This is a genomic window from Streptomyces sp. NPDC088116 (genome assembly GCF_044741745.1).
Taxonomy (GTDB): Bacteria; Actinomycetota; Actinomycetes; order Streptomycetales; family Streptomycetaceae; genus Streptomyces.
Map to the genome: position 1 here is coordinate 317,934 of NZ_JBIUTF010000004.1, position 24,858 is coordinate 342,791.

17 protein-coding genes are annotated in these 24,858 nt (G+C 70.7%); 2 read left to right on the plus strand and 15 right to left on the minus strand.

Going from position 1 to position 24,858, the window contains the following annotated elements; all coding sequences use genetic code 11:
- The first annotated feature begins 13 nt into the window (after window positions 1-13).
- A complete protein-coding gene (locus tag ACIOJD_RS18365; protein WP_401914494.1) occupies window positions 14-1,213 on the plus strand; it encodes a MerR family transcriptional regulator in 1,200 nt (399 codons plus the stop codon).
- A 144-nt stretch (window positions 1,214-1,357) separates the two neighbouring features.
- Window positions 1,358-2,671 carry a hypothetical protein gene (locus ACIOJD_RS18370; protein WP_401914497.1) on the plus strand — a complete coding sequence of 438 codons (1,314 nt, stop codon included), beginning with the start codon at window positions 1,358-1,360 and terminating at the stop codon, window positions 2,669-2,671.
- 144 nt (window positions 2,672-2,815) lie between these two features.
- Here ACIOJD_RS18370 and ACIOJD_RS18375 read toward each other — a convergent pair whose 3' ends face one another.
- From ACIOJD_RS18375 to ACIOJD_RS18445, 15 genes are all read right to left on the minus strand, one after another.
- Complete coding sequence (locus tag ACIOJD_RS18375; protein ID WP_401914500.1) at window positions 2,816-3,364, minus strand: methylated-DNA--[protein]-cysteine S-methyltransferase; 549 nt, start codon at window positions 3,362-3,364, stop codon at window positions 2,816-2,818.
- Window positions 3,365-3,375: 11 nt separating this feature from the next.
- Window positions 3,376-4,953 carry an AlkA N-terminal domain-containing protein gene (locus ACIOJD_RS18380; protein ID WP_401914502.1) on the minus strand — a complete coding sequence of 526 codons (1,578 nt, stop codon included), beginning with the start codon at window positions 4,951-4,953 and terminating at the stop codon, window positions 3,376-3,378.
- A 102-nt stretch (window positions 4,954-5,055) separates the two neighbouring features.
- Window positions 5,056-7,875, minus strand: coding sequence for an AAA family ATPase (locus ACIOJD_RS18385; RefSeq protein WP_401914505.1), 2,820 nt, complete (start codon window positions 7,873-7,875; stop codon window positions 5,056-5,058).
- A gap of 675 nt (window positions 7,876-8,550) precedes the next feature.
- Window positions 8,551-9,678, minus strand: a complete 1,128-nt coding sequence (locus ACIOJD_RS18390) for a cytochrome P450 (RefSeq protein WP_401914508.1) — start codon at window positions 9,676-9,678, stop codon at window positions 8,551-8,553.
- 163 nt (window positions 9,679-9,841) lie between these two features.
- Window positions 9,842-10,930, minus strand: a complete 1,089-nt coding sequence (locus ACIOJD_RS18395) for a methyltransferase (protein WP_401914510.1) — start codon at window positions 10,928-10,930, stop codon at window positions 9,842-9,844.
- A 30-nt stretch (window positions 10,931-10,960) separates the two neighbouring features.
- Window positions 10,961-12,589 carry a serine hydrolase domain-containing protein gene (locus ACIOJD_RS18400; protein ID WP_401914513.1) on the minus strand — a complete coding sequence of 543 codons (1,629 nt, stop codon included), beginning with the start codon at window positions 12,587-12,589 and terminating at the stop codon, window positions 10,961-10,963.
- The gene (locus tag ACIOJD_RS18405; protein ID WP_401914515.1) at window positions 12,589-13,446 is read right to left on the minus strand and encodes a class I SAM-dependent methyltransferase; all 858 of its coding nucleotides are present in this window, start codon (window positions 13,444-13,446) and stop codon (window positions 12,589-12,591) included. The genes ACIOJD_RS18400 and ACIOJD_RS18405 overlap by 1 nt, the downstream gene beginning before the upstream one ends.
- A complete protein-coding gene (locus ACIOJD_RS18410) occupies window positions 13,443-14,549 on the minus strand; it encodes a Gfo/Idh/MocA family protein (RefSeq protein ID WP_401914518.1) in 1,107 nt (368 codons plus the stop codon). Before ACIOJD_RS18410 ends, ACIOJD_RS18405 begins: the two co-directional genes overlap by 4 nt.
- Before the next feature lie 4 nt (window positions 14,550-14,553).
- Complete coding sequence (locus ACIOJD_RS18415) at window positions 14,554-15,867, minus strand: B12-binding domain-containing radical SAM protein (protein WP_401914521.1); 1,314 nt, start codon at window positions 15,865-15,867, stop codon at window positions 14,554-14,556.
- A gap of 11 nt (window positions 15,868-15,878) precedes the next feature.
- Complete coding sequence (locus ACIOJD_RS18420) at window positions 15,879-16,991, minus strand: Gfo/Idh/MocA family oxidoreductase (RefSeq protein ID WP_401914523.1); 1,113 nt, start codon at window positions 16,989-16,991, stop codon at window positions 15,879-15,881.
- 5 nt (window positions 16,992-16,996) lie between these two features.
- Window positions 16,997-18,655 (minus strand): hypothetical protein, encoded by a 1,659-nt coding sequence (locus ACIOJD_RS18425; protein ID WP_401914525.1) that lies wholly within the window; start codon window positions 18,653-18,655, stop codon window positions 16,997-16,999.
- 58 nt (window positions 18,656-18,713) lie between these two features.
- On the minus strand, window positions 18,714-19,700 hold the full coding sequence (locus ACIOJD_RS18430; RefSeq protein ID WP_401914528.1) for a 3-oxoacyl-ACP synthase III family protein: 987 nt from the start codon (window positions 19,698-19,700) through the stop codon (window positions 18,714-18,716).
- 558 nt (window positions 19,701-20,258) lie between these two features.
- The gene (locus tag ACIOJD_RS18435; protein WP_401914531.1) at window positions 20,259-21,680 is read right to left on the minus strand and encodes a phytoene desaturase family protein; all 1,422 of its coding nucleotides are present in this window, start codon (window positions 21,678-21,680) and stop codon (window positions 20,259-20,261) included.
- Window positions 21,681-21,864: 184 nt separating this feature from the next.
- A complete protein-coding gene (locus ACIOJD_RS18440; protein ID WP_401914534.1) occupies window positions 21,865-22,725 on the minus strand; it encodes an inositol monophosphatase family protein in 861 nt (286 codons plus the stop codon).
- 163 nt (window positions 22,726-22,888) lie between these two features.
- Window positions 22,889-24,700 (minus strand): gamma-glutamyltransferase family protein, encoded by a 1,812-nt coding sequence (locus tag ACIOJD_RS18445; protein ID WP_401914537.1) that lies wholly within the window; start codon window positions 24,698-24,700, stop codon window positions 22,889-22,891.
- Window positions 24,701-24,858 lie beyond the last annotated feature (158 nt).

The window sequence follows — 24,858 nt, forward strand, 5'->3', positions numbered from 1 at the left end:
GACAATCGCCGCCATGGACGGCATCACACTCAGCGCCACACAGGGCCTCACGAAACTCCTGAGCATCGGCGACTTCGCGCGACGCGTCGGTCTCGCGTCGAGCGCTCTGCGCTTCTACGACGACTGCGGCGTCCTCCCGCCCGCGCGGGTCGACGAGGCGACCGGCTACCGCTACTACAACCCTGACCAGACCACGCGGGCAGGGCTGTTGCGGAGTCTGCGGGCGGCGGGGCTCACGCTGGCGGATGTCACCACCGTGCTCGACGGTGACGAGGAGGAGGCCCGCACCGTACTGGAACGGCACCGGAGCGCGGTACGGGAGCAGCAGCGAGCGGCCGACGCCACGATCGCCGCCGTGCTGGGATCCCTCTCCCCTTCCGGCCCCTACACCGGCCGACGCCCGGATTCCGGCGCGGACGCCGGTACCGCCTTCCCCGGGGCGGACACGCCTGCGACGCGTGTACGGCTCGGTGGCGCGGAGTTGGCCAGTGCCCTGCGCCAGGTCGTACCGGCCGTCGGCCAGGACGCGGAGCACCCGGTCCTCGGGTGCGTTCTCATCGAGATCGGTGACGGCGAGATCCGGCTGGTGGCCACCGACCGCTACCGCATGTCGATGCGCGTCCTGCGGCCGGTGGTCGCGGTGGAGGGGCCCGACCGTCACCTGCTCGTGGAGGCCGACGCCCTCACCGAGGTCGGGGCCTGGGCGGCCCGGTGTGTCGCGGTGACGATCGAGGCCGGACCGGCGGGGGCCAGGGTGCTGGACGCGGGCGGGTCCGGAGCGCGTGATCTGCCGTCGGCCGAGGGGCGGTTCCCCGCCTATCGCGAGATGCTGTCCGCCGCCGCCGAGCCCCGCCACCGCCTGATCGTGGACCGTTCGGCTCTCCTCGATGCCGTCGACAGCCGCGCCGGCATGTCCGGCGACGCGCCGCACGGCATACCCGCGATCGCTCTGCGGCTCGGCGAGGACAAGGTCACCGTCTCCCTGCCCGACGACTCCAACTCCGAGCTGCTGCACGCCACTTGCCTGGGCGACCTGCCGGTCCGTATCGGCTTCGACCCCGCCGTCCTCGCCCCGGCCCTCGAAGCGAGCGTCGGCCCGGACGTCCTGCTGGAGATCGCGGCGGTGGACGAACCGGTCGTGGTGCGCTCGGCGGACCAGGGCAGCTTCAGCACCCTGGTCATGCCCGTCGGCCTCGCCGCTCCGGGCAGCTGACGCTCGCTCCCCGCGACGGACGGGTCATCTCGGGCGGTATTTTGATGACCCGTCAGGGGCAACTTCACGTTCATTCCGCGTTGGTACGCCGTGCATGCCGGCCCAGGATCATTCTGGAGGTTCGTCCAGGAACCCGGAGGAAGCATGCCAAGGCAGAATCGAGGCCGAACGACGGCCCTGTTCACGTCCGTTGTCATCGTTTCGACCGTCATGGCCGGAGCGGGCGCGGCCCAGGCACAGATCCGTACACAGCCCCGGACCGAGACGCAGCCCCAGACGCAGGCGCGGACTCAGCCCCAGACGCAGGCGCGGACTCAGCCCCAGACGCAGGCGCGAACTCAGGCCCAGGCGCAGGCTCGTACCCAGGCCGGGACCGTGGACGCGGCGGGCCGGGCGACGCGACAGCTTCCCGCCCTGCCCAAGACCGTCGACGGTGGCACCTGGCCGTCCGGTCATCTCCAGGGCACGGCCGTCGACCGCCGCAAGGGCTACATGTACTTCTCCTTCACCGATCTCCTGGTGAAGACCGATCTGCGCGGCAAGCCCGTCGGCTCCGTCACCGGTTTCACCGGGCACCTCGGTGACCTGGACTTCAACGAGCAGGACGGCCGCGTCTACGGGTCCCTCGAGTACAAGACCGCGAAGTCCTTCTACATCGCCGTCTTCGACGGGGACCACGTCAACCGCATGAACATGGACGCCGAGTCCGCCGGTGTGGTCTCCACCGTCCATCTCAAGGAGGTCGCGAAGGACTACACGGCCGACATGAACGGTGACGGCGTCTTCGGAGGTGACACCGCCAACACCCCGGACCACCGGTACGGATGCAGCGGCATCGACGGTGTCGCCTTCGGCCCCGCGCTGAACCGCGAGGGCGGCTCCAAACTCACCGTCGCGTACGGGATCTACGCCAACAACAGCCGCGAGGACAACGACAACCAGGTCCTGCTCCAGTACGACGTACGGCAGTGGAAGAAGTACGAGAAGCCGCTGTCCGAGGATGCCCCGCACACCTCCGGACCGGCCTCGCCCGACGGCAAGTACTTCGCGTACACCGGCAACACCACCTACGGCGTGCAGAACCTGGAGTACGACGCGCACAGCGGCAACTGGCTGATGGCCGCCTACAAGGGCAAGAAGACCCGGTTCCCGAACTACTCCCTCTTCGTCCTCGACGGCTCCAAGCGCGCCGCCTGGGGCACCGTGCGCGGCCAGGCGAAGCCCGAGCGCGGCCAGATCCTCTCGCTCCTCCCCCGCGGGCTGCACGACACGGCCTCCGGTGTGTACGGCTGGGAGTCGGCCGGGCAGTACGGGCTGGTCTCGCTCGACGACGGCCGCTACTACGTCGCCGCGATCGGCACGGTCGAGGTCGACGGGGTCACCCGGCAGACCGGCCTCGCGGTCCTGAACCGCTGGACGGGCCTGACCCCCAACCCCTTCGCGCCGGTGACGCGCTGAGCCGCCGGGTGTCAACAGGGTGGTAGAACAGGGGTCTTCAGGGTTGCAGAACAGGTGTCTTCGGATCGGGCCCGCCCGTGTCGATCGGGCCCGCCCGTGTCAGAGCCGCCGGTGTCGGACCCGCCCGTGTCAGACCCGCCCGTGTCAGAAGAGGGTGGCCGGGGCAGCGGCGGGGCTGTGCGCTCCGCCGCGCGCGGCCCCGTCCGCTCCCTCGAAGACCAGGAGCCGCTGCTTGCGGTCGAGTCCGCCGCCGTAGCCGATGAGGCCACCGGTCGAGCCGATCACCCGGTGGCAGGGCACGATGATGCTGATCGGGTTCTTGCCGTTGGCCAGTCCGACCGCGCGCGAGGCGGCCGGTTTGCCCAGGGCGTCGGCCAGTTCGCCGTACGACCGGGTCTCGCCGTACGGAATCCGCTGGAGCTGGGCCCAGACGGCGCGCTGGAACGGTGTGCCGTTCAGCCGCAGCGGCAGGTCGAACTCCGTCAGTTCCCCGTCGAAGTACGCGGCGAGCTGGCTCAGCGTCTCGGTGAACGGCCGGGGGTCCGGGGCACCGAATGTCTCCTCCAGCGGGCGGTGGCGCTGCTCGGCCATGTAGAGGCCGCTCAGTACACCGTCGGTGGCGACGAGGGTCAGTGGTCCGTACGGGCTGTCGGCCACGGTGTGCACGATGTGGTCGGTGTGCTGCTGAGTCATGGCGAACTTCCTTAGCCGGGAAGGTGGTTGATGGCGTGGTCGTCGGTGGCCCACAGGTACTGGACGGCGTACGCGCGCCAGGGGCGCCAGGCCGCCGCGCGGGCCGTGAGCGCGGCCGGGGTGGACGGCAGACCGAGTCCCGCGGCGGCCCGCCGGACGCCGAGGTCGGTCGGCACGAAGGCGTCCGGGTCACCGAGCCCGCGCATCGCGATCACCTCGACCGTCCACGGCCCGAACCCGGGCAGGGCGATGAGCTGCTCGCGCGCCCGCTCCCAGTCGCTGTCGGGGCCGAGCCGGATCGACCCGTCCGCGAGGGCGGCGACGAGCGTGGTGAGGGTGGTGCGCCGACTGCGCGGCAGGGCCAGCGCCTCCGGGTCGAGCGCGGCCAGCGCCTCGGAGGACGGGAAGAGGTGGGTGAGCCCGCCCTCGGGATCGTCGACCGGCACACCGTGCGCGGTGACCAGCCGGGCCGCGTGGGTGCGGGCGGCGGCGGTGGAGACCTGCTGGCCGAGCACGGCCCGTACGGCGAACTCCGCGGCGTCCACGGTACGGGGCACCCGGCGCCCCGGCGCCTTGTCGACCAGCGGTGCCAGCGACGGGTCGGCGCGCAACTGCTCGTCCACGGCGACCGGATCGGCGTCCAGGTCGAGCATCCGGCGGCAGCTGCTGATGGCGAGGGTGAGATCGCGCGGGTCGGTGAGCGAGAGCCGGCAGGCGATGTGGTCGGGGCGCGGGGCGAGGGCGACGATGCCGTGCCCGTACGGGAGGGAGAGCGTGCGCCGGTACGCGCCGTCGCGCCACTCCTCGACGCCCGGTACGGCCGTCGCGGCGAGGTGCCCGAAGAGGTTGTCCGGGGTGAGCGGCGCGCGGAACGGCAGGCGCAGCGAGATCACGCCCGGGGTGCCGGGGCCGCCGGGCGTGCGCTCTGTGCCGGACGTGTCGGGAGCGCCGGGCCGGCCTCCGCGATCACTGCTGTCGCCGCGTGAGGCGCGTGATGTGGGTGAGGTCCGTGAGGTGGGCGAGGTGCGTGAGGCGCGTGTGCGCAGTTCGCTCGGCGACAGTGCGAAGACCTCGCGCACGGTGTCGTTGAACGCCCGGATCGAGGCGAAGCCCGCCGCGAAGGCGACCTCGGCCATCGGCAGACCGGTCGTTTCGATGAGGAGCCGGGCGGTCTGCGCCCGCTGGGCGCGGGCCAGCGCGAGCGGTCCCGCGCCCAGCTCGGCGAGCAGCTGCCGTTCGATCTGGCGGGCGGAGTAGCCGAGCCGTCCGGCCAGGCCGGGTACGCCCTCGCGGTCCACGACCCCGTCCTGGATGAGCCGCATGGCACGGGCAACGCTGTCGGCGCGGGCGTTCCACTCCGGGGAGCCGGGGCTGGTATCGGGGCGGCATCGCTTGCAGGCGCGGAACCCGGCCTGCTGGCAGGCCGCGGCGCTCGGGTAGAAGGTCATGTTCTCGGCCTTGGGCGGCACGACCGGGCAGCTGGGCCGGCAGTAGATGCGCGTCGTCAGGACGGCCGTGAAGAACCATCCGTCGAACCGCGCGTCCTTCGACCTGACAGCCCGTACGCAGCGCTCGGTGTCGGTGTACATGTCTCAAGCATCCGGCAGGAGAGTCCTCCCGGCTGGCAGGAAAACGACATCAGCCTTCGGAGGTCTCTCCAGCCTCTCCTGCCTTGTGCCCCGCCGGCCGGTTCAGTCGGCGAGAACGTCCATTCCGTTCGTGAGCGGCCTGAAGAGCCGGGAGAGTTCGGCCCGGCGACGAACCGAGAGTTTCCGGTAGACGCGAGTGAGGTGTTGTTCGACGGTGCTGACGGTGATGTAGAGGTGCCGGGCGATCTGCCGGTTGGACTTGCCTTCGGACGCGAGGACGGCGACCCTCCATTCGGCGTTGGACAGGAGCGTTCTGTCGACACCTTCGGGGGCGTCGGCAGGGGGGACGGTTGCGGTGCGGTCCTGGCCGGCCGTCCACTCGGGCTGGAGGGACGTCCGGTCTCCCTGATGGTGGCTGAGCTGTTGGGCCTCCTGCCGCAGAGTGTGGGCCTCCTGGGAGCGGCCGTTGTCGGCATGGCTCTGGCTGAGGTCGGCGAGGGCTTGTGCGAGGGCGAGGCGGTTGTCGGACTGACGCAGGACATCCACGGCTTGGCCGAGCAGCGTCTCGCGCTGGTCCGGGGGGCTCGCGGCGGCCAGCACACGCAGGGCGTTGCCGCGGAAGGTGGACGGACCGGGATCGATGACGGCGAGTTCGCGTTCGACCAGGGGGCGGGCGCGGTGGGGTTTGCCGATGGCCAGGTAGGCCTCGGCGGCCCCGGTGCGCCAGCCGAGGAGGTGGCGCGAGGAGGAGCGCCATTGTTCGGCCATCGGGCTACAGGCGGTGAAGTCGTTGAGGGCCGCGTAGGCGCGGCCGGTCGCCAGGCTGTGGTAGCCGCGTGCGACAAGGTAGAAGAGGCCGATGGTGGACTGGAACATCTCTTCGGGAACGGGATATTCGAGATAGGAGGCGGCTACTTCGTGCCGCCCCATGGCCGTGTAGGCGTGAACCAGGGTGGAGAGCGGGGAGCCGACGACCACACCCCAGCCGTGATGGGGAAGGTGCTCCAGGGCGCCGGCCGCGCGCGCGGCGGCGGCGGTCATGTCACCGCGCTGGACGGCGACGCGGGCGTGGATACTCAGGAAGATCGCGTGACGGGCGGGAGAGCCCCCGACGGGAAGCCGGGCCAGCAACGCCCCGCAGAGTTTGTCGGCCAGATCGAGACGACCGTGCTGGATCAGCTCCAGCAGCGCCAGCGCGTCACGGTCCCAGAAGATCCGCCGGTCCCGGACCATGGGTGGCAAGGCGGCCCCGCCGACCGTCTCGTCGAGATCGGCCGGCAGGGGGAGCAGCTCACGGCGGCCGGCCGGTGCGGACAGCTGGCCGATGGACGCGCGCGCCGCGTACTCCAGATGGGCGGCCGCCATGGTGTCCAGTTCCCCCGAAGGCGGATCGGATTCCGGCAGCGCGCTCAGCAAGGCCGGTCCGAAGTGCGCCACCACCGTCCGGGTCGCTGTCAGTTGTTCCCTGTCGCTCGGACTCCGCGGATCGAAGAGATTCATCAGATGGGCGATCGCCTCGCCTGCCTCTTTCGCCCGGCCGAACCACAACAGCCACGCGATGAGCCCGTGGATGTCCCGCGCGTCGAGCGCCCCCGAACGCATCGCGGACATCAGACGGCTCGCCTCCGGCTCCGCCGCCGCGGGGTTGACGCACCACAACGCGCCGACCAGGGCCCGGATGATCTCCACCCGCCGTGGTTCGTCCAACTCGGCCCGGTCCGCGAGCCGCAGGCACCGCAGCGCGGCGTCCGCCCTCCCCTCCCCCAGGAGCTGCCGGGACGCCCGCAGCAGTACGGCGACCTCCGTGTCGTCCAGCACCCCGTCCCCGGCCACGAGATGCTCTGCCACCGTGGTGACGGGCGCGCCCTCCGCCCGGAGTATGCCCGCCGCGCGCGAGTGGAGTTTGGCGCACTCGGGCGCGCCCATCACGGCCCTGCGGGCGGCCGGATGGCGGAACCAGCCCCCCTCCAGCAGCCCCGCCGACTCCAGCTCGGCGATCTCCACGGCCACCCGGTCCGGGCAGCGGTCCAGGAGTTGCCCAATCCTGGCCGGGGTGCTCGACCGGTCGAGCACGGCCAATGCCCGTACGCAGGACATCAGATGGGGATGGCGCAGCAGCCTGCCCAGGTACGACCGCTCGAACGCCTCGCCCACCACGGCGTCCCCGCCGACGGCCGCGGCATGCTCGGGGGGTGTCCTCAGGGACGTCCTGTGGTCGCGCACCAGTGCTTGCACGAGCGCGGGGTTGCCTCCGCTGACACGGTGAACGGCGGTGTGTGTTTCCTCCGCCGTCTCGGCGCCCAGCTCGCCCTCCAGCAGCTGCCGCACCTCCGCTTCGGGCAGCAGGAGGATGTCCCTCATGCGGCAGCCCGGTACGCCGAGGAAATCGGATCGCTCGGGGGTGCCCTCCGCCCGCACCTCCGTCTGACCGGACGTCATGACGATGACGATGCCGCTGCTCTGGGCGCGCCGGGCCAGGTGCAACAGGCAGGCCTGGGACAGCGCGTCCGCGTACAGCACATCGTCGACCGCGATGACCAGGGGTTTTTCCCGCGCCACGGCTTCCAGAACCGAGGTCAGGTCCCGCAGTCGGCCGACGTGGTCGCTGTCGGACGCGTCCCGCGGCACGCCCTGCTCCCACAGCCGGGCCACCGCCGCGCGCGCCTCCTCAGGTATTCCCGAGGAATATGTCAGTTGCTCTATCGTGGCGAAGGGAACGCTGCGCTCGTTCCGGAAACCGGTGGCAGCCAGAAACAGCGCGCCGGACTCCGCGGCTTGTTCTCTGAATCTCCGTAGCAGAGTGGTCTTCCCCGTACCCGGCCCCCCGTGCAGGGCGATCACACACCCCTGATGAGGTCCGACTTCCCTCACAAGCGCGCCAAATTCAGCCACATAATCCTGTCGGCGGCTCGCCCAGCTCATCGTCTCACCTCTGCACTCAGGGAAAGGGGTTCCCGAAACTCAGGAACGCAGAATCAGCGTCATCTATCGCTTCGGTAATCCAGTGTAATCAGCTGAGTGCGGGCTGTCTTGGGTACGTCGGTGAACTCACCGGACCTCTCTCGTACGCGTTTACCACCCGGACGACCAGGCATCCCCCAGTCATTCGGCAGCGTCCGAAGGGCCCTGAGTCCGTTCCCGCACAGGAGCATGGATATGCGCCATCTTGGAGTTCGGGTCGCCGCGGAGCGCACCACTCCAACCAGCCGGGATCACGGTTTCCGAACAAGAACCGCCCTCCCGTGAGAACAACTGATGAATGTTTTGTGAGTAACCGAGCAACAGAGTTTCAATTTAGTGATGGAGTGACACGGTAAGCACCCTTCCGTCCGCCACACGGAAGATTCGGCCGCACAGCTATGCTTTGCCGGAAAAATTCCGCCACGCGCCCCAATGGTGCGTACCATGATCCTGGTGAAATCCAGCCAATGCCTTATCAGTTCGCAAACGCGACGTCATGAGCGCGATGTCATGACAACAGTCGTCGCCCGCCGCGGGAACCGCGACGGGCGACGATCCCGTCACCGGCCGGGGCCGGGCGGACGGGAGTTCAGTACCGTGTGATGTGCTGTTCGCGACCCCCTCCAGGGCCACGCGTCACCAGGACACCGGGAGGGTGGTCGGCCCGCGTACGACGGCCTCGGCGGGCCGCCATCGCAGGGCGGCCGGGGCCACGGTCAACGACAGGTCCGGGGCGGCCCTGACCAGTTCTTCCAGCGCGACGCGGAGCTGGAGCCTGGCCAGCCGGGCACCGAGACACACGTGCGGTCCGTGGCCGAACGTGAGGTGTCTCGCCATGTCGTCCCCGACGTCGAGGACTTCCGGGTCCGGCTGTTCGGCCGGGTCGAAGTTGGCGTGCAGCAGGGACACCAGCAGACCGTCCCCCGCCGCGATCCGCTCTCCGCCGAGTTCGACGTCCCGCACCGCCACGCGCGTGAAACTGATCGGGACGACGGGCGCGTACCGCAGGAGCACCTCCACCGCGCCGGGGATCAGCTCCGGCCGGCGCACCAATTCGCGCCACTGCCGCGGATGTTCCAGCAGGGCGAGCGCCGCGAGACCGATCTGGCCGATCGTGGTCTCGTACCCCGCGTTGAGCAGCAGCTCGACGAGGGCGAGCAACTCCCTTTCGTCCAGGGCCCCGTCCTGCTCCTGGGCGAGGACGAGTCTGCCGAGCAGGTGTCCGCCGGGGTCATGCCTGGCCAGGTCCACCAGTGAGACGAAGTACGCGCGCAGTTCGTCTCTGGCCGATTCCGACTCCTGTGGTGAGCAGGGGGTGATGCCGTGCGCGCGGTCGGCGAGCCGGGAAAAGCGCTCCCGTTCGGCCGGTGGGACACCCAGAACCTCGCAGATCGTCGCCGACGACAGCGGCATCGCGAAACCGGATACGAGGTCGATCTCACGCCTGTCCGTGAGCAGGGCGCGGGCCGTTCGCCGGATCGAGTCCTCCTGGGCGGCGACGGCATGGGGAGCGAAGGCACGGTTGACCAGCTTGCGCAGTCTTCCGTGCGCGGGCGGATCGAGACTGGTGAGCGCCGCCGGATCCGCCCGCAGGGGATGGATGGCGGGCGCGGACTCGGCGACGGCCATGGCCCGGCTGAACCGGGAGTCGGTCAGCACCTGACGCCCGAGTTCGAACCGGGTGACGAGCCAGAGATCGTCACCCGTGGGCGAGCGGACCCGTACCACGTCCGGCACCGGATGCCGTGGCAGATAGGGCAGCACGGGGCCGCGCTGGGTCGCGGTGGCGTGCGCGGTACGCGCGGCGACCGGACATGTTCCGGGGGCACTCGGGGGTGGGCCCCCGGAACATGTCCGGGGGCCGCCACCGGGAGCGGTCAGGGATGGGGACGGCTCCTGTGCGTCGGTCGTCATCTGGCCGGGCCCGTCATTTGATCCCGACGACCATGTACTCGGGCCCGTCGAGGTGGCTGACGGTGATGTCCCGGAAGCCCGCCTCGGTCAGCCAGCCCCGGCACTCGGCACCGGTGTAGCCGAGGCCCCCGGCGGAGACCAGCGAGACGTTGAGGCTGGTCAGCATCGAGGTGGTGTTGGTCCGGCGGTCGTCGTCGATGAGCGACTCGTAGATGAGCAGCGAACCGCCGGACGGCAGGGCGTCGTAGGCCTTGCGGATGAGCATCTGCTTGATGTCCAGGTTCCAGTCGTGCAGCACATGGCCCATGACGATCACGTCCCCGCTCGGCAGCGGATCGGTGAAGAAGTCACCGCCGGCGAACTCGGCGCGGCCGGTGACACCGGTCTGGTCGAGGTGGGTCGTGAAGCGGGCGTTCACGGCGGGAAGGTCGAACCCGACACCGTGCAGGTGCTCGTGGGCGCCGAGCACCTGGGCGAGCAACGCGCCCTCGGAGCAGCCCACGTCCACGACCGTGCGCACCGGCTTCCAGTCGAAGGCGGTGGCGATGGCCTGATTCGCGCCCATGCTGTAGCCGGTCATGGCCCGGACGAAACCCGTGACCTGCTCGGGGGTGGCGAACGCTTCGCCGAACGTGTCGCTGTCGGCGTCGGCCTCCACCAGGGTGCCGTCGCCCGCCGTACCGCCGTCGCCACCGCCCGATTCGGCGAGGGCTCCGGAGAAGTCGAGACGGTCGCCGCTGCGCAGCCCTTCCGTGATCCGTGACCACCAGCCGAATCCGGAGTTCAGGAAGGCCAGATAACCGGACACATCCGTGGCGGGCTTGTGCGGGTTGAGATATTCCTGGGCCAGCGGCGAGTTACGGTAGAGCCCGTCCGCGCGCTCCAGCATTCCCAGCGAGACAAGACTGTTCAGGAAGTCGGGAGCGCCCCGGCCTTTGATGCCGAGCAGCGCGCACAACTCCTCACCCGTACGGGGCTGCTCGGACAGCTCGGCGAAAATGCCGAGTTCGACCGCGCTCAGCAGTACTTTCGACTTCCAGAAGGCAGTGGCGATGGAGATGATGGTGTGGGGCGACCCGACATCATTTCGCAGTGTGGTCATGCTGATTCCTCTCTTGAAACAACGGGTACATCACACGAGGCCGAGATCGTGATAGATGGCGTCGCCGATGGCGAGCATCCGCTCCTGGTGTTCGTCCTGCGACGCCTTGCCGTTGAGATGTACGGCGGCCACCACCGAGGCGTCCGGGTCGGCGAAGGCCACGGACGTCCACAGTCCGTAGTGCCCGAAGGTGCGGCGCGAGGAGTAGCGGCTGAAGGCCGTGTACGCCTCGCCGAGATGGTGTGATTCCAGCCGGAACCCCAGTCCCCAGTCGGCGTTGCCGAAGGGATCGGTGAGGCCGACCCGGTGACGTGCCGTCATGGCCATGACCGTCTGTGGCCGCAGGATCCGGCCGCCCGGTGCCTGACCGTCGGCCAGCAGTGTTTCGAAGAAACGGCCGAGATCCCGGACCGGGCCGCGCATGTTGAGCCCCGGAATGGGCCGGGTGCACGAGGCTTCCGTGGCGTACCACCGGGTCGGCTCGGCCGGGAAGTCACCTCCCGTGATGTGGATCAGCGGCAGCAGGCCGGCTTCCTTCCGGTACTCCTCGGGAGTGAGCACCATCCGGGTGCCGGTCATCGCGCAGGGGGCCAGCACCTCTTCGGTCAGGTAGCGCTCGTAATCGCGGCCGTCGACCGCCTGGACGATGTCCGCCAGCAGGAACCAGGCCCACCAGGGCGCGTAGTTGATCCTTGTCCCGGGTTCGGCGTCCGCGGGGATCCGCATCGTGCGCAGTTGCTCCCGGCGCAGTTCCACGTCCGCGGCGAAGGTGCCGTGCAGCGGGTCCAGCGCCATGGGAACGGGGCTGGTGTGGGTCAGCAGCTGGAAGAGTGTGATCTTCTCCCGGCCCTCGCCGTCGAACCAGGGGAGGTACTCGGCGACCGGGCGCAGCGGATCCACCAGCCCCCGCTCCCAGAGCTGCCCGACGGCCACCGCCCCGACCGCTTTGGAGCAGCAGTACCAGATCGGCGACGACCGGCGGGTGAAGGGGACGTGGGGCCGGGATTCGCCGAGGGCCACGGACACGGTGGTACGCGTCGGGGCGTGCGACACGTACACCTGCGCGCCGGGAGTGGTCCGGCCGAGTTCGGCCCGCAGGGCCGCCATGGTCCGGGGCAGCGTGTCCTGGGCCTCCCGTATCCCCGCGGTCTCGTCCCGCGGTACTTCGGCCGCGGGGCGTTTGCGCCAAGCGGGCGTCGGGAGCGGGCCGTCCGGCAGGCCGGTGGTCCGGGCCCGTACCGCCGCCAGCGCCCCCGACACGTCCTGCTGGAGGATCCGGTCGAGCATGAAGACGAACAGGAACGCGCCTTCCAGCCGGAGCCCGCCGTGTTCGAACAGGCGCGTCCGGTGTGTCTGGTCCCCGAACAGCAGGGTGCGGGCGTCCGCGTGGCTGAGTGTGAAGGCGAGGGCGGGCCTTCCGGCCCGGTGGCCCGCCGAGAACCGCAGGGCGCCGGTGGTGAGGTCGACGAGGATGCCGAGCGTGCCCGCGGTGCCCGCGGGCGCGTCCGTGACGGTCAGCTCGACCCGGATGGCCGAGGTCTCGTCCGCCGGGAGCACGGTGAACGCGGCGTTGGCACGGGCGAGCCACTCCGGCGAGAACAGCTCGTACCTGGTGGGAGCGGCGGCGGACAGGTCCGTCCTGGCGGGGGCCGTCCCCATCAGTACCTCTTGGCCACGGTGAAGCGCACTTTCGAGGTGCTGGTGAGGCTGCCGTCGGGAGCCTTCAGGGTGTCCAGAACCGCGTACACGGCCCCGACGGCTTCCTCGCGCTTGTCGTCGGGAACGGTCTCCCAGAACTGCCGCCCGGCGGTCGACCACACCCACCGCCACCACTGCTCCGGGTCGGCGAAGTGGGTGACGCAGTCCTCCTCGACCGTCTCGGCCTCGGCGAAGCCGGCTTCGTTCAGCATCGTGTGGAAGGCGTCGACCGAGCGGAACGGGCTCTCCTCGGGCAGGGTGTGCGAGGAGGGGCCCCGGCCGTACGGGGCGCTGGCGGCGAACACCGGGTCCCACCGCGGGTCCGGCCGTCCCCACCAGGACACGGCGAACTGCCCTCCTGGCTTGAGGAGTTCGCGGTAGCGGGCCGCTGCGACCTCCGGGCGGGGGAAGAAGAACAGGGAGATCCCGGCGAGGACGGTGTCGAACGAGCCCGGTGCGGTGGGTACGCCGTCCAGGACGACGCTCTCCGCGTCGCCGACGACGGCCCGCGCCTGGCGCAGTCCTTGCAGGGCGGCCTCCTCCTGGGCCCGTGCCACCATCCCGCCGGACAGGTCGACGCCGATGACCTCTCCGTCGGGTCCGGCCGCCCGCGCGGCGGGGACGAGCACGGCGCCGGTGCCGCACCCGACGTCCAGCACCCGCTGCCCGGCCGTGACCTTGGCGCGGCCGACCAGCCGGCGGCCGAGGTCGTTGAAGTGCTCCACCCCGACCCGCTCGTAGTCCGGCGCGCTGCGGTCGAAGAGCAGGGCCAGCGCCGCCTTCCGTTCGGCGACCCCGTCGTGCGCGATGCCACTCACCGTGTGTCCTCCTCGTGTTGCGTACCGGTGCTGACGCGTACCGGTCCTCCGGTCGCCGCCGATGTGTAGACGGCGGTCACGACGGCCACCGCCTGCCGTCCGGCGTCCGCGTCCGCCAGCGGGGGCCGGCCTTCCCGCACGGCGTCGAGGAAGTCCAGGAGCTGGTCGCGGTGCGGCTGGTACAGCAGGCCGATGCGGTCCCTGGTCTCGTCGCGCTTCTGGGAGGGCGCGTGCTCGGCGGCCTGGTTGGCGCTGCCGAACGCCCCGTAGGCGGGCGCTCGTTCACCCTCGTGTGCGGCGTGGAAGTACTCCAGTTCGTCGTTGTCGATGACCACCGAGCCCCGGTCGCCGTGCACCGAGATCCGGGCGGTGCGGCCCGGATAGGCGGCGGTGGTGGCGAGCAGCACACCGAGCGCGCCGTTCGCGAACCTGAGGCTGGCGGTGGCGACGTCCTCCACCTCGATGTCGCCGTGGGCGAGCAGGGCCGTGTGCGCGGCCACCTCCACCACCGGTCCGGCCAGCCACTGGGCCAGGTCCACCGCGTGCACGCCCTGGTTCATCAGGGCCCCTCCCCCGTCCAGGAAGCGGGTGCCGCGCCAGGTGCCCGAGGTGTAGTAGGACGGCTCGCGCCACCAGGGCAGCTCGATCACGACGGAGGTGATACGTCCCAGCTCCCCGGCCTCGATCGCCGTCCTGGCGAGGCGGGCCGCCGGATCGAAGCGGCGCTGGGAGATCACGCCGAGCGTTCCGCCCTCCTGCCGCGCCACCGAGATCAGCCGGTCGGCGGCGGCCGGTGACACGTCGATGGGCTTCTCCACGAGCAGGTGTTTGCCGGCGCGCAGCACGGCCGCTCCGAATTCGGCGTGCGTTCCGCTGGGGGTGCAGAGCAGGACGGCGTCCACATCGGCGGAGGCGAGCAGTTCGGGCACGCCGAGGGGGTCGCAGCCGAGTTCGGCGGCCAGTTCCCGGGTCCGTGCCCGGTCCCGGCCCGCGACGGCGGTCAGCCGGGCCCGCCCGGCCAGTTCAGGGTCCTCCCGGGTGAGGAGCCGCCCCAGAAAACCGCCGATGGATCCGCAGCCGATGATCCCGAACCTCAGCGCCACCGGATCACCCGACCGGGACAATGGCGTTGCCCAGGTAGTTCGGCAGCGCGGTGAGACGGCGCTCCTGGTCGTCCAGGTCCGCCGGGTAGGTCTCCCGGTAGTTCCGGGTCACCTCTTGGATCTCGTGCCAGCTCGCGGGCACCACACCGCCGTTGTGCTGGGGGGCGAGCTGGTCGTAGAGGCTGGTCCCGGGCCGCAGGAACAGCTGGTTGATGCCGAACCACGCGGGGATGCCCCCGGCCCAGTCGACCAGCCAGTCCGACATGCAGGCGTCGTCGTCGGGGAGCCCCAGGAGGATGAAGGCGAACGGGGTGATCCCGGCGTCCTTGAGCTTCAGCACGGCGTCGCGGATCTGCTGTTCGGTGACCCTCTTGTGCACGCCCGTGCCCGCCACGGCGGGCGACTCGGCGCCCAGCCACATGCCTTGGCAGCCGGCCTTGGCCCACTCGGTGACATCGTTCTTCAGCACGATCTCGGCCCGGGTCTGGCCGACCCAGCCGACACCCTGGCCGCGCAGGCGCCGGCAGATGTCCGTGTAGAAGGTCTTGTTGATCCCGAAGACGTAGTCCAGGAAGAACTGGAACTCCAGCCCGATCGCCTGCTGGGCCTCCACCTCGGCGATCACCCGGTCGACGGGCTGGACCCGCATCCGGTTGCCGAACGGCAGGTGGCAGAAGGTGCAGCCGTACGTGCAGCCGCGGGCGGCCAGCACCATCCCGCAGGGGCCGGGCTGGGGCAGGCCGTCGACGATGACCTCGGCCGTGTACTCCCGCATGGGCACCAGGTCGTAGGCGGGGAGCGCGAACTCCTCCAGGGGGATGTTCGGGTAGGGCTTCGGGCGGTCCCCGACGATGGGGAGCGAGGACGAGGACAGGGCCATGGTGTCGGCGGACAGGACAGGCGCCGACACGCCCGCGCTCAGGCTGCGGACGGCTTGGACGGCCGCCGAGTCCGCCTCACCGATCGCGACGTGCTGGACACCGAGGTCGAGCCTGGTCGCGTGCGGAAGGTGGGTGCCGTGCGGCCCGATGGCGACGGTACGGGCGCCGGGGAAGCGGGCTTTGGCGCTGTCCGCGGCGATCCGGATCGGCCCCAGGTCCAGCGGGTAGCACTGGGCCCGGTCGGCGATGGCGGAGGAGATCAGCAGGATGTCGGGCTCGTCCCCGGCGGGGGGCGCGTCCCGCAACCGCTGGTCCCAGATGCTGACTTCGTGCCCTTCGGCGCGCAACTGGCCCGCGGCCATCAGGATGTCCAGGGGGACCTGGATGAAGTACTGGTCGAACTTGTTGCTGGGGATCACCAGGCAGACTCGGCTCATGGCACATGACCTCACAGACGGGCGGAAGGGGTGGCGGTGGAATGTGCCGTGGGGAGCAGCCCTTCGCGGGGGCGGGCTGTCTCGGCCATACGGCTGATGCGGGAGATGGGCCGCAGGTCGACCGCGGGCGGGCCGGGTTCGGTGAGCAGGACGCCCACGGACCACCGCAGCGCGTTGTCCATCGGGGAATCGTGGAAGAACCATTCGCGCCGCAGGTCGGGTCCTTCGACGGCCAGCCGGTGCGTGTTGCGTTGCAGCGCGGTGCCGCCCGGCAGTGTCACGGGGTCCAGCTCGAGGGTGAAGCGCACCGGCCCGGCGGTGATCTCGACCAGTCGCTGTCTGCTCTCCGCGCCCTCGTGGGGCGGGGGCATCCATTTCGGCGCGGGCACGAGCGGATGGGCGTCGGGGCCCACGATGGTGGAGTACAGCTCGACGGTGAGATCGTCGAGCGTGGTGGTCTCGTGGGCGGCGGTGCTGGTCAGTTCGGGGTCGACCGCCACGCGGACGTCGTGCCTGGACGGGTCGGTGAGCAGGTACCGGTCATACGTCTCGGCCGGCAGAACACCGCTCACCAGCGCGAGCATGTGCAGCCATTCGTAGCCGAAGATCCCGTAGTCGTGGTCCACGAACCGGCCGGCCGCGATGTCCTCCCTGCGGTCCTTGCCGAATCCGACCCGGACGCCGCTCACCGGATGTCCGGGCGCGAACTCCTCCTTCATGGCGCTCAGGACGGGAACGGCCTGGGCGTGCCGGTACTGGTTCATCACCACCAGGCGGGCCCGCTCGTACCGGCGCAGCAGCGCGGCGAGGACGGGGCCCTCCCCGGACCGGCAGACCGGTTTCTCCACCAGCAGCCGGGCCGCCGGATCCCGGTCGAGCACCTCGGCCACGGCCCGCAGATGTGTCTCGGTCGGCGAGCACACCGACCACACGTCGACCGGGGCGTCACGGGGCACGTCCGCTATCCGGCGGTATCGGGGCGCCCCTGGGGGAAGTGCCCCGGTGGCAAGCGCGTCGGTAACGGGGTCGACGACGGTGACGGTGAACCCGAGACGGCTCAGCAGCCGTTCGTGCAGTCGGCCCGCGACCCCGTGGCCGACCACACACACGTGTGTCCTGGACATCCGCGCTACCAGGCGGTGGTGGTGGAAGCGGGTTCGGCGGCGGCCGTTCGGTGCTGTGTTCCGGAGAGGTACTCCCCGTAGTACGCGCTGAAGAGTTCGGCCTCGTCGATGGCCTGGTCCACCGGCGCCAGGTGGAGGCCGGGTCCGAGTGAGTCGAGGTCGCGGCACAGGGTCTTGGCGGCGATCAGCGTGCCCGCCCGGTAGGCGTCGTAACCGCGGTTGGCGATCCCCTCGTACTCGAAGAGGTTGAGCGAACGGCCGTCGCCCAGCACCGTGGCAGCGGCTCCCGAGGGGAGGATGTAGCGCACCCCGACGTACGGCACCACGGTCGACTCGATGCCCGTCGATCCCTCGCTGAGGAGGCTGAAGTCCTTCGTGGCGAACCCGGCGAGATACACACCGTCGGGCAGCAGCGGCAGGTCCGCCGCCGTGATGGCGAGTTCTCCGGTACCGCCGATGACCAGGAACGGGGAGTGGCCGCGCAGCGCCTCGGCGGCGGTGCGGTACGTCTCGAAGCCGTGCTCCGCGGCCGTGATGAGCGCGAGGATGTCGGTGTCCACCACGCTCACCCGGCAGCCGAGGGCCCGCAGTGCGTGCGCCACGCGCGCTCCCAGCGTGCCGAAGCCGAGGATGAGCACATGGCGGCCGATGAACTTCTCGCCGGGGAGGATGGCGCGCAGCCGGCGGACACAGGAGTCCGCGATCTCGTTGTAGCCGAGCATCGTCTTCAGCCGTGACCGGGCCATGTTGAGTACGGGGATGGACAGCTTGCCCGGGGCGTTGGCGATACGTTTCAGACCGCTCACGGTCAGTTCGAGAGCGGCGTCGATGTACTCGGTGAGCACGCCGTCCGCGCCGTATCCCTGGGCCAGCAGCCCGCCGTCGTCGATCACCATGACCTTGCGGCCGGCGGCGTGCGCCTGCCGGATGAAGCCGTTGACGCGTTCGTTGACGGCGAGCGCGTACGCCTGGGCGGTCGTGTCCGCCGAGCCGTTGATGACCGAGTTGTCCAGGACGTCGCTCAGGTAACCGTGGTTCAGGAACCAGGCGTGGACCCGGCTGCGGTGCAGGGTGCGGTCCCCCTTGGAGAGGGCGAAGACCCAGTCCGGGTCGAGACCGGCGCGCTCCATGCCGAGGAGGAAGCCGACGCTGTTCTCCACGTAGTGGTCGCGGAAGATCAACGCCCAGTTGGCGAGGGCGGGTTCCTTCGTGGCGTACCGGTCGACCAGCGGCATGGCCCGGACGATGGAGTCGATCTCCGCCTCGCTGTAGCACTGGCCCCGCAGGGTCAACTTCTCCAGCAGGCGGACGAATACGGCACGCACCTCGTCGGGCAGCGGGCCGGATGTGGTGAGAAGCACCCGCCTGCTGCCCGCCGCGGGCAGGATGTGGTCGAGGGTGTCGGGCGCGACGTCCGGCAGGGCCTGACTGCGGATATCCAGGCGGGTGTCGCCCAGATACACCCGGAAGTTCCCGGGTTTGAGGACCTCCAGCCTCGGCTCCGCCGGCGACCGGCCCTCGTCGTAGATCACCGCCCGTATGACGTCGTGGAGTTCGTCGCAGGTCATCCGGCCGTCCAGCACCTCGTACAGACCCTCGGGAGGCTCTTCGGCCCCCCTGCCATCGACTGCGTCACGTACCGAATCGGTTTCGAAGACTGCCACTTTCCAACCTCTTCTCATGCGCGATCAAATGCAAATGACTGTCCAGGAGGAGACAGGTCTAGAACCACGTCAGAACAGTTGCGGCAGCTGTCATACCGCCCCCAACCGCCGCAAGGAGAATTCGCTCACCGCGCTGGAACGGCCGGCGCATCTGCGCCTTCCGCATCGTGATGGGAATGGATGCCGCTCCGGTGTTGCCGTACTCATCGGCCGTCATGGGAACGCGGTCCGGATCGAGCTTCAGCTCGGACGTTATTCTCTCCAGCAGCCGCACATTGGCCTGATGAAAGATAAACCGGTCGATGTCCTCGATCGAGAGTCCGCTGTCCGCCACGGCCGCGCCGATGATCTCCGGAAGGGTGCGCAGCGCGTACTCGGTGACGGGCCGTCCGTCCATCTTGAAGAGATGCTCGCCCGCGGCGCGCGCCTCGGGGGTCAACGGTTTTCTGGTACCGCCGGCCGGCACCTCCACCAGGGAGCGCAGGCTGCCGTGGGCCACCATCCGCGAAGCGCCGATTCCGTAGCCGTCCGGCACCGGTCCGAGCAGCGCGGCGCCGGCGCCGTCACCGAAGAGGCTGACGGTTCTCCGGTCGCCGCGGTCCATGACGGAGGAGAACATGTCCGAGCCCACGACGAGGGCGTGGGAACCGTAGGCGGCGGACGACGAGAGCAGGGCGGCGGCGATCGTCAGCCCATAGACGAACCCGGAACACACGGCGTTGACATCGAAGGCCGCCGACGCCTCCAGGCCCAGTGCGCTCTGCAGGGCCACGGCCGTCGCGGGCTGCGGCTGATCCGGGGTGGCGGTGGCGACGATCACCAGACCGATGTCCCGCTCGACCCCGGGGGCCCTGCTCAGCAGGTCGGTGACCGCCTCGTGGGCGAGGTCGGAAGTCGCCACTCCGGCGGGTGCGTAACGCCTCTCATATATGCCGGTGCGCCGGGCCACCCATTCTTCCGGAACGTCCGCCCACTGACTGATGAGCGCATTGTCGACGATCACTTCGGGCACATGAAATCCAAGCCCCAAGATACCGACCGGCATTTCCGACCTCCCTGGTTCCACAGCACTGGAAAACCTTCGCCGCTCGTCCTCCTTGGAGAAGAATGGGACGCCGAGTACGCATCACCGGAAGGACAACGAAGAGGCAACAACTGCCGCCCCCATGCGGTTCGGTGAAATTCTGGACCGGCCGCCTCTGTGTTCCCTTCGGCAAATCCACCTTACGAAGACCGGCGCCTGAAGCTCATCCCCTTACAACCCCTATCAGCCCCTACCGCGGTCGCGTCCGGGGCGGACCGGCCGTCGAACACCGGCCGTACGCAGGGACTCTGACGACACGTCGGATCGCAGGTGGGGCCCGGGGGAAGGGCGGTACGGGGCGGGGTGAGGCCGCACGGTAGGGGTCAGGGCGGCCCGGCGGCGCCTCAGCGCGCAAGAGGGTTGGGGCCCGCGATCCGTACGCCCAACTCGGCGGCGAACGGCGGCGGTTACCCGGGGCGGCGTCGAGACATCAGGAGCCCCGGAACCGGGATCAGTGCCCGGATCGAGATCGGGCAGACGCCGGTCGGAGTCTGTCGCGCATCACGCCTGGCGTCGCGTTCAGTCCCGGACCTCGCGCAGCCGTCGCCAGACGGCCTTCGCCGCGTTGTGCCCGGACATGCCGTGTACCCCCGGGCCCGGCGGGGTCGCGGAGGAGCAGAGGAACACGGCGGGATGCGAGGTGGTGTAGGGGGACAGGGAGATCTTGGAACGCAGCAGAAGCTGGAGTCCGGTGGCGGCGCCGGTCGCGATGTCCCCGCCGACATAGTTGGCGTTACGGGCGGCCAGCTCGGGCGGGCCCTCGGTGGCGCGGGCCAGGACGCGGTCGCGGAAACCGGGGGCGAAGCGCTCGATCTGCCGCTCGATCGCTTCCGTGAAGTCGCCCTCCCAGCCGTTCGGGACATGGCCGTACGCCCAGAAGACATGCTTGCCCTCGGGGGCGCGGGACGCGTCGACCACACTGGGCTGGGCGGTGATCAGGAACGGGGTGTCGGGCGCCTGCCCGCTCGTGGCCTGGCGCAGCGCGAGGCCGATGTCCCGGACGGTGGGGCCGATTTGCACGGTGCCGGCGCGGCGGGGCGCCTCGGCACTCCAGGGCACCGGGCCGTCCAGGGCGTAGTCGATCTTGAAGACGCTCGCGCCGTAGCGGTAGCCGTCGTACGCCCTGCCGAGACCCGCGATCCGGGCCAGGGCGGTCGGTGAGGTGTCGAAGACGTACGCCCGCGCGGGCGGCAGGTCGTCCAGGCGCTTGATCTCGTATCCGGTGTGGACCGTGCCGCCCAGGTCACGCAGGTAGGAGGCGAGGGCGTCGGAGATCGACTGGGAGCCGCCGCGCGCCAGCGGCCAGCCTCCCGCGTGCGCGGCGAGCGCGAAGATCAGGCCGACCGCTCCGGTGGCGAAGCCGCTGAGCGGGGCGATGACATGGGCGACGAGCCCCGCGAACAGGGCCTTCGCACGCTCGTCGCGGAAACGCAGCGACAGCCAGGTCGAAGGAGGCAGTCCGGCGAGGCCGAAACGGGCGAGGGTGACGGGATCGCGTGGCAGCGCGGACAGCGGCAGGGACATGAAGTCGCGGGCCAGGGTGTCCCACTTGCCGAGGAACGGCTCAACCAGACGCCGGTACGCGCCCGCGTCGCGCGGCCCGAACGAGGCGGCCGTCTCGGCGACCGAACGGGACAGCACGGCGGCCGTGCCGTCGTCGAAGGGGTGCGCCATCGGCAGCTCGGGGTGCAGCCACTCGAGTCCGTACCGCGCGAGGGGCATGGTCTTGAACACGGGCGAACCGATGCCCAGCGGGTGCACAGCGGAGCACGGGTCGTGCCGGAAGCCGGGGAGCGTGAGCTCTTCCGTCCTGGCGCCCCCGCCCACGGTGTCCCGGGCCTCGAACACGCCCACGGAGAAGCCACGCCGGGCCAACTCGACCGCGGCGGTCAGCCCGTTGGGCCCCGCCCCCACGACGACGGCATCGAGCATCGACGTCACCTTCGGACTCCTTTGTCAGCCGACGAAGCCCAAGGATATTCCCGGGCACCGACAGTCCTGGCCCCGGTCCTGTCCACGACGTCGAACGCACCGGCGTCGGCCCCCGGGGCCTGCTTCGAACTCCGCGACGCCCCGCCGCGGCTCGGGCCCGGTCAAGACCGGCTCGGGCCCGGTCAAGACCACATCAGGCCCCGGCCCGCAGGCACTCCCGTACCCGCTGGGCCGTCGCCACGTCGCGGGCCGCGGTGAAGGGGAGCGCGTTGCCACCCGTGATGCGGTACGGCTCGCCCGACAGCGTCATCTGGGCGCCACCCGCCTCCGCGACCAGCAGCAGCCCCGCCGCGTGGTCCCAGGCCAGCTCCCAGTTGAAGGCCACCGCGTCGAGGGCGCCCCGCGCGACCGCCAGGTATTCGAGCCCCGCCGAGCCGCACGGGCGAGGGGCGATGCCCTCGGTGTGCAGGCCCAGCAGGGCGCGCTTCTGCGCGTCCGTCGTGTAGTCCGGATGGGACATGGCGACCTCCAGGACCTGGCCGGGCGCGGGCGCGCCGGAACGCAGCGGGGTTCCGTTGAGCATCGCGCCCCGGCCGCGTACCGCGATCGCCATCTCGTCCAGGGCCGCCGCGTACGTCCAGGAGGCGAGCAGTTCGCCGCCCTGCGCGAGGGCGACGAGAGTGCAGAAGCCCGGCTCGCCCCGGACGAACTGGCGGGTGCCGTCGACCGGGTCCACGATCCAGACCGGAGCGTCGCCGCGCAGCGCGCCGTACACCGCCGGGTCCGCGTGCACCGCCTCCTCGCCGACCACCAGGGAGCCCGGGAGCAGCGCGGTGAGCGCGGCGGTGAGGTGGTCCTCCGCGCGCCGGTCCGCGATGGTCACGAGATCGTGCGGGCCGCTCTTCTCGATGATCTCGTGCGCGGCGAGTTGCCGGTGTCGCGGCATGATCTCGGCGGCGGCAGCGGCACGGACCGCTGCCTCGACAGCGGACACGCGGGGTCCGTGGGCCGCACCCGGCAGGGGAACCGTTCCGTACACAGAGTCATCGATCATGCCCCCAGCCAATCACGCCGCTGTGACGGGCAGGGGGACAGGTCGGGTCCGGGAGGCGGAGATCACGGCGTCGGGGACGAGTCCATACCGGGCCCAGGGCCTGTCCGGCGGATCTTCGCGGATCAGGCCGCGGGGACAGCGTCCGACGAGGCGTACCGCCGATTCAGCGGCCGACGGCGTACCCCTGCATCCCGCGCGGGTTGGCGGCGGCGGACAGGACACCGGTCCGCGGGTCCCTCGCGACCGCGCACAGCCGCCCCTCCGACCAGGCGTCCCCCACGGTCACGTCATGGCCGCGGCGGCGCAGCTCGGAGACGACCTCGGGGTCCATCCCGGCCTCCACCGTCACACTGCCCGGCCGCATTCCGCGCGGGTAGAAGGAACCGGGGAAACTGTCGTTGTGCCAGTTGGGTGCGTCGATGGCGCCCTGGAGGTCGAGCCCGCCGCGTACGGACGCGCGCAGGGCGACCGCCAGGAAGAAGTGCAGCTGCCACTGGTCCTGCTGGTCACCGCCGGGCGTACCGAACGCCATCACCGGTACGCCGTCACGCAGCGCGATCGACGGGGTGAGGGTGGTACGGGGCCGGCGGCCCGGGGTGAGGGAGTTAGGCAGGCCGGGGTCCAGCCAGGCCATCTGGAGCCGGGTGCCCAGCGGGAATCCCAGCTCGGGCACGACCGGGTTGGACTGGAGCCAGCCGCCGCTGGGCGTGGCGGCGATCATGTTGCCCCAGCGGTCGACGATGTCGAGGTGGCAGGTGTCGCCCCGGGTGCCGCCGTCCTTGGCGACGGTCGGCTCGCCCGCACCGGCCGCCGGAAGGCCCAACGCCTCGAATCCGGCCTCGCCAGTGGAGACGGCGCCGGCGTGGGCGCTGAGGACGGGGGCGCGGCCTTCGGGACTGCCGGGGCGCAGTTCGCAGGAGGCCCGGTCGCCGATGAGCGCCCGGCGCCCGGTGTTGTACGGCTCGGAGAGCAGCGCGGCGAGCGGCACCTCGGCGGCATCGCCGTACCAGGCCTCCCGGTCCGCCATGGCGAGCTTGCAGCCCTCGATGAGCAGGTGGACGTATGCGGCGGAGCCGTACTCCGGCAGTTCGGCGACGGGGGACGGCAGCAGGGCCAGCTGCTGGAGGAAGGCGGGGCCCTGGCTCCAGCCGCCCGCCTTGCACACGGTCCAGCCGTTCCAGTCGTACGTGGCGGGCGCCTCGTACGTCGCGGACCAGTCCGCCAGATCGGCCGCGGTCAGGGTGCCGGTGTGGCGCGAACCGCTGGTGTCCATGGTGGGCCGGCCCGACTGCCGCAGCAGCGCCTCGGCGATGAAGCCTTCGCTCCACACGGCGCGGGCGGCCTCGATCTGCGCCACCCGGTCCTCGCCCGCCGCCTCGGCCTCGGCCAGCAGACGGCGCCAGGTCGCGGCGAGCGCGGGGTTGCGGAACAGCTCCCCCGGGCCCGGCGCCCGGCCGCCGGGGAGGTAGACATCGGCGGACGAGGTCCACTCGGTCTCGAAGAGTTCGCGGACGGTCTCGACGGTCTGGCCGACCCGTTCGACGGGCGCGTGGCCGTCCTGCGCGTAGCCGATGGCGTACCGCAGCACCTGGCGCAGGGACCGGGTGCCGTGGTCACGCAGGAGCAGCATCCAGGCGTCGAAGGCACCGGGCACGGCCGCGGCCAACGGCCCGGTGCCGGGGACCAGTTCGAGGCCGAGAGAGTGGTAATGGCCGATGGTCGCGCCCTCGGGGGCAGGGCCTTGACCGCACAGCACCCGGACCTCGCCGTCGGCGGGCGCGAGGATGATCGGCACTTCACCGGCGGGGCCGTTGAGGTGCGGTTCGACGACATGGAGAACGAATCCGGCGGCGACGGCGGCGTCATAGGCGTTGCCTCCGTCCTCCAGGACGGCCATCGCGGACTGCGAGGCGAGCCAGTGGGTGGAGGACACCATGCCGAAGGTGCCCTGGAGAGTCGGTCGGGTCGTGAACATGCCGCGTCTCACCTGCGCTTGTGTCGGAGACCATCGGACCGATCAGCGCTCACGACGCCACCCGGGGAGTTGCCGGGGAGTCCTGGCCACGGTTCTCGCTCGCCCGATCGGTGAGCAGGCTTTCGCCTGATCGGGGAGCAGACTATCGACTGCCTGTC

Coding starts and splice junctions, on each gene's coding strand:
- ACIOJD_RS18385 (WP_401914505.1), bottom strand. CDS start 7,875: ATGAGCTGGGCGAGCCGCCGACAGGATTATGTGGCTGAATTTGGCGCG.
- ACIOJD_RS18375 (WP_401914500.1), bottom strand. CDS start 3,364: ATGACTCAGCAGCACACCGACCACATCGTGCACACCGTGGCCGACAGC.
- ACIOJD_RS18370 (WP_401914497.1), top strand. CDS start 1,358: ATGCCAAGGCAGAATCGAGGCCGAACGACGGCCCTGTTCACGTCCGTT.
- ACIOJD_RS18420 (WP_401914523.1), bottom strand. CDS start 16,991: ATGTCCAGGACACACGTGTGTGTGGTCGGCCACGGGGTCGCGGGCCGA.
- ACIOJD_RS18395 (WP_401914510.1), bottom strand. CDS start 10,930: ATGACCACACTGCGAAATGATGTCGGGTCGCCCCACACCATCATCTCC.
- ACIOJD_RS18430 (WP_401914528.1), bottom strand. CDS start 19,700: ATGCCGGTCGGTATCTTGGGGCTTGGATTTCATGTGCCCGAAGTGATC.
- ACIOJD_RS18380 (WP_401914502.1), bottom strand. CDS start 4,953: ATGTACACCGACACCGAGCGCTGCGTACGGGCTGTCAGGTCGAAGGAC.
- ACIOJD_RS18400 (WP_401914513.1), bottom strand. CDS start 12,589: ATGGGGACGGCCCCCGCCAGGACGGACCTGTCCGCCGCCGCTCCCACC.
- ACIOJD_RS18415 (WP_401914521.1), bottom strand. CDS start 15,867: ATGAGCCGAGTCTGCCTGGTGATCCCCAGCAACAAGTTCGACCAGTAC.
- ACIOJD_RS18445 (WP_401914537.1), bottom strand. CDS start 24,700: ATGTTCACGACCCGACCGACTCTCCAGGGCACCTTCGGCATGGTGTCC.
- ACIOJD_RS18365 (WP_401914494.1), top strand. CDS start 14: ATGGACGGCATCACACTCAGCGCCACACAGGGCCTCACGAAACTCCTG.
- ACIOJD_RS18440 (WP_401914534.1), bottom strand. CDS start 22,725: ATGATCGATGACTCTGTGTACGGAACGGTTCCCCTGCCGGGTGCGGCC.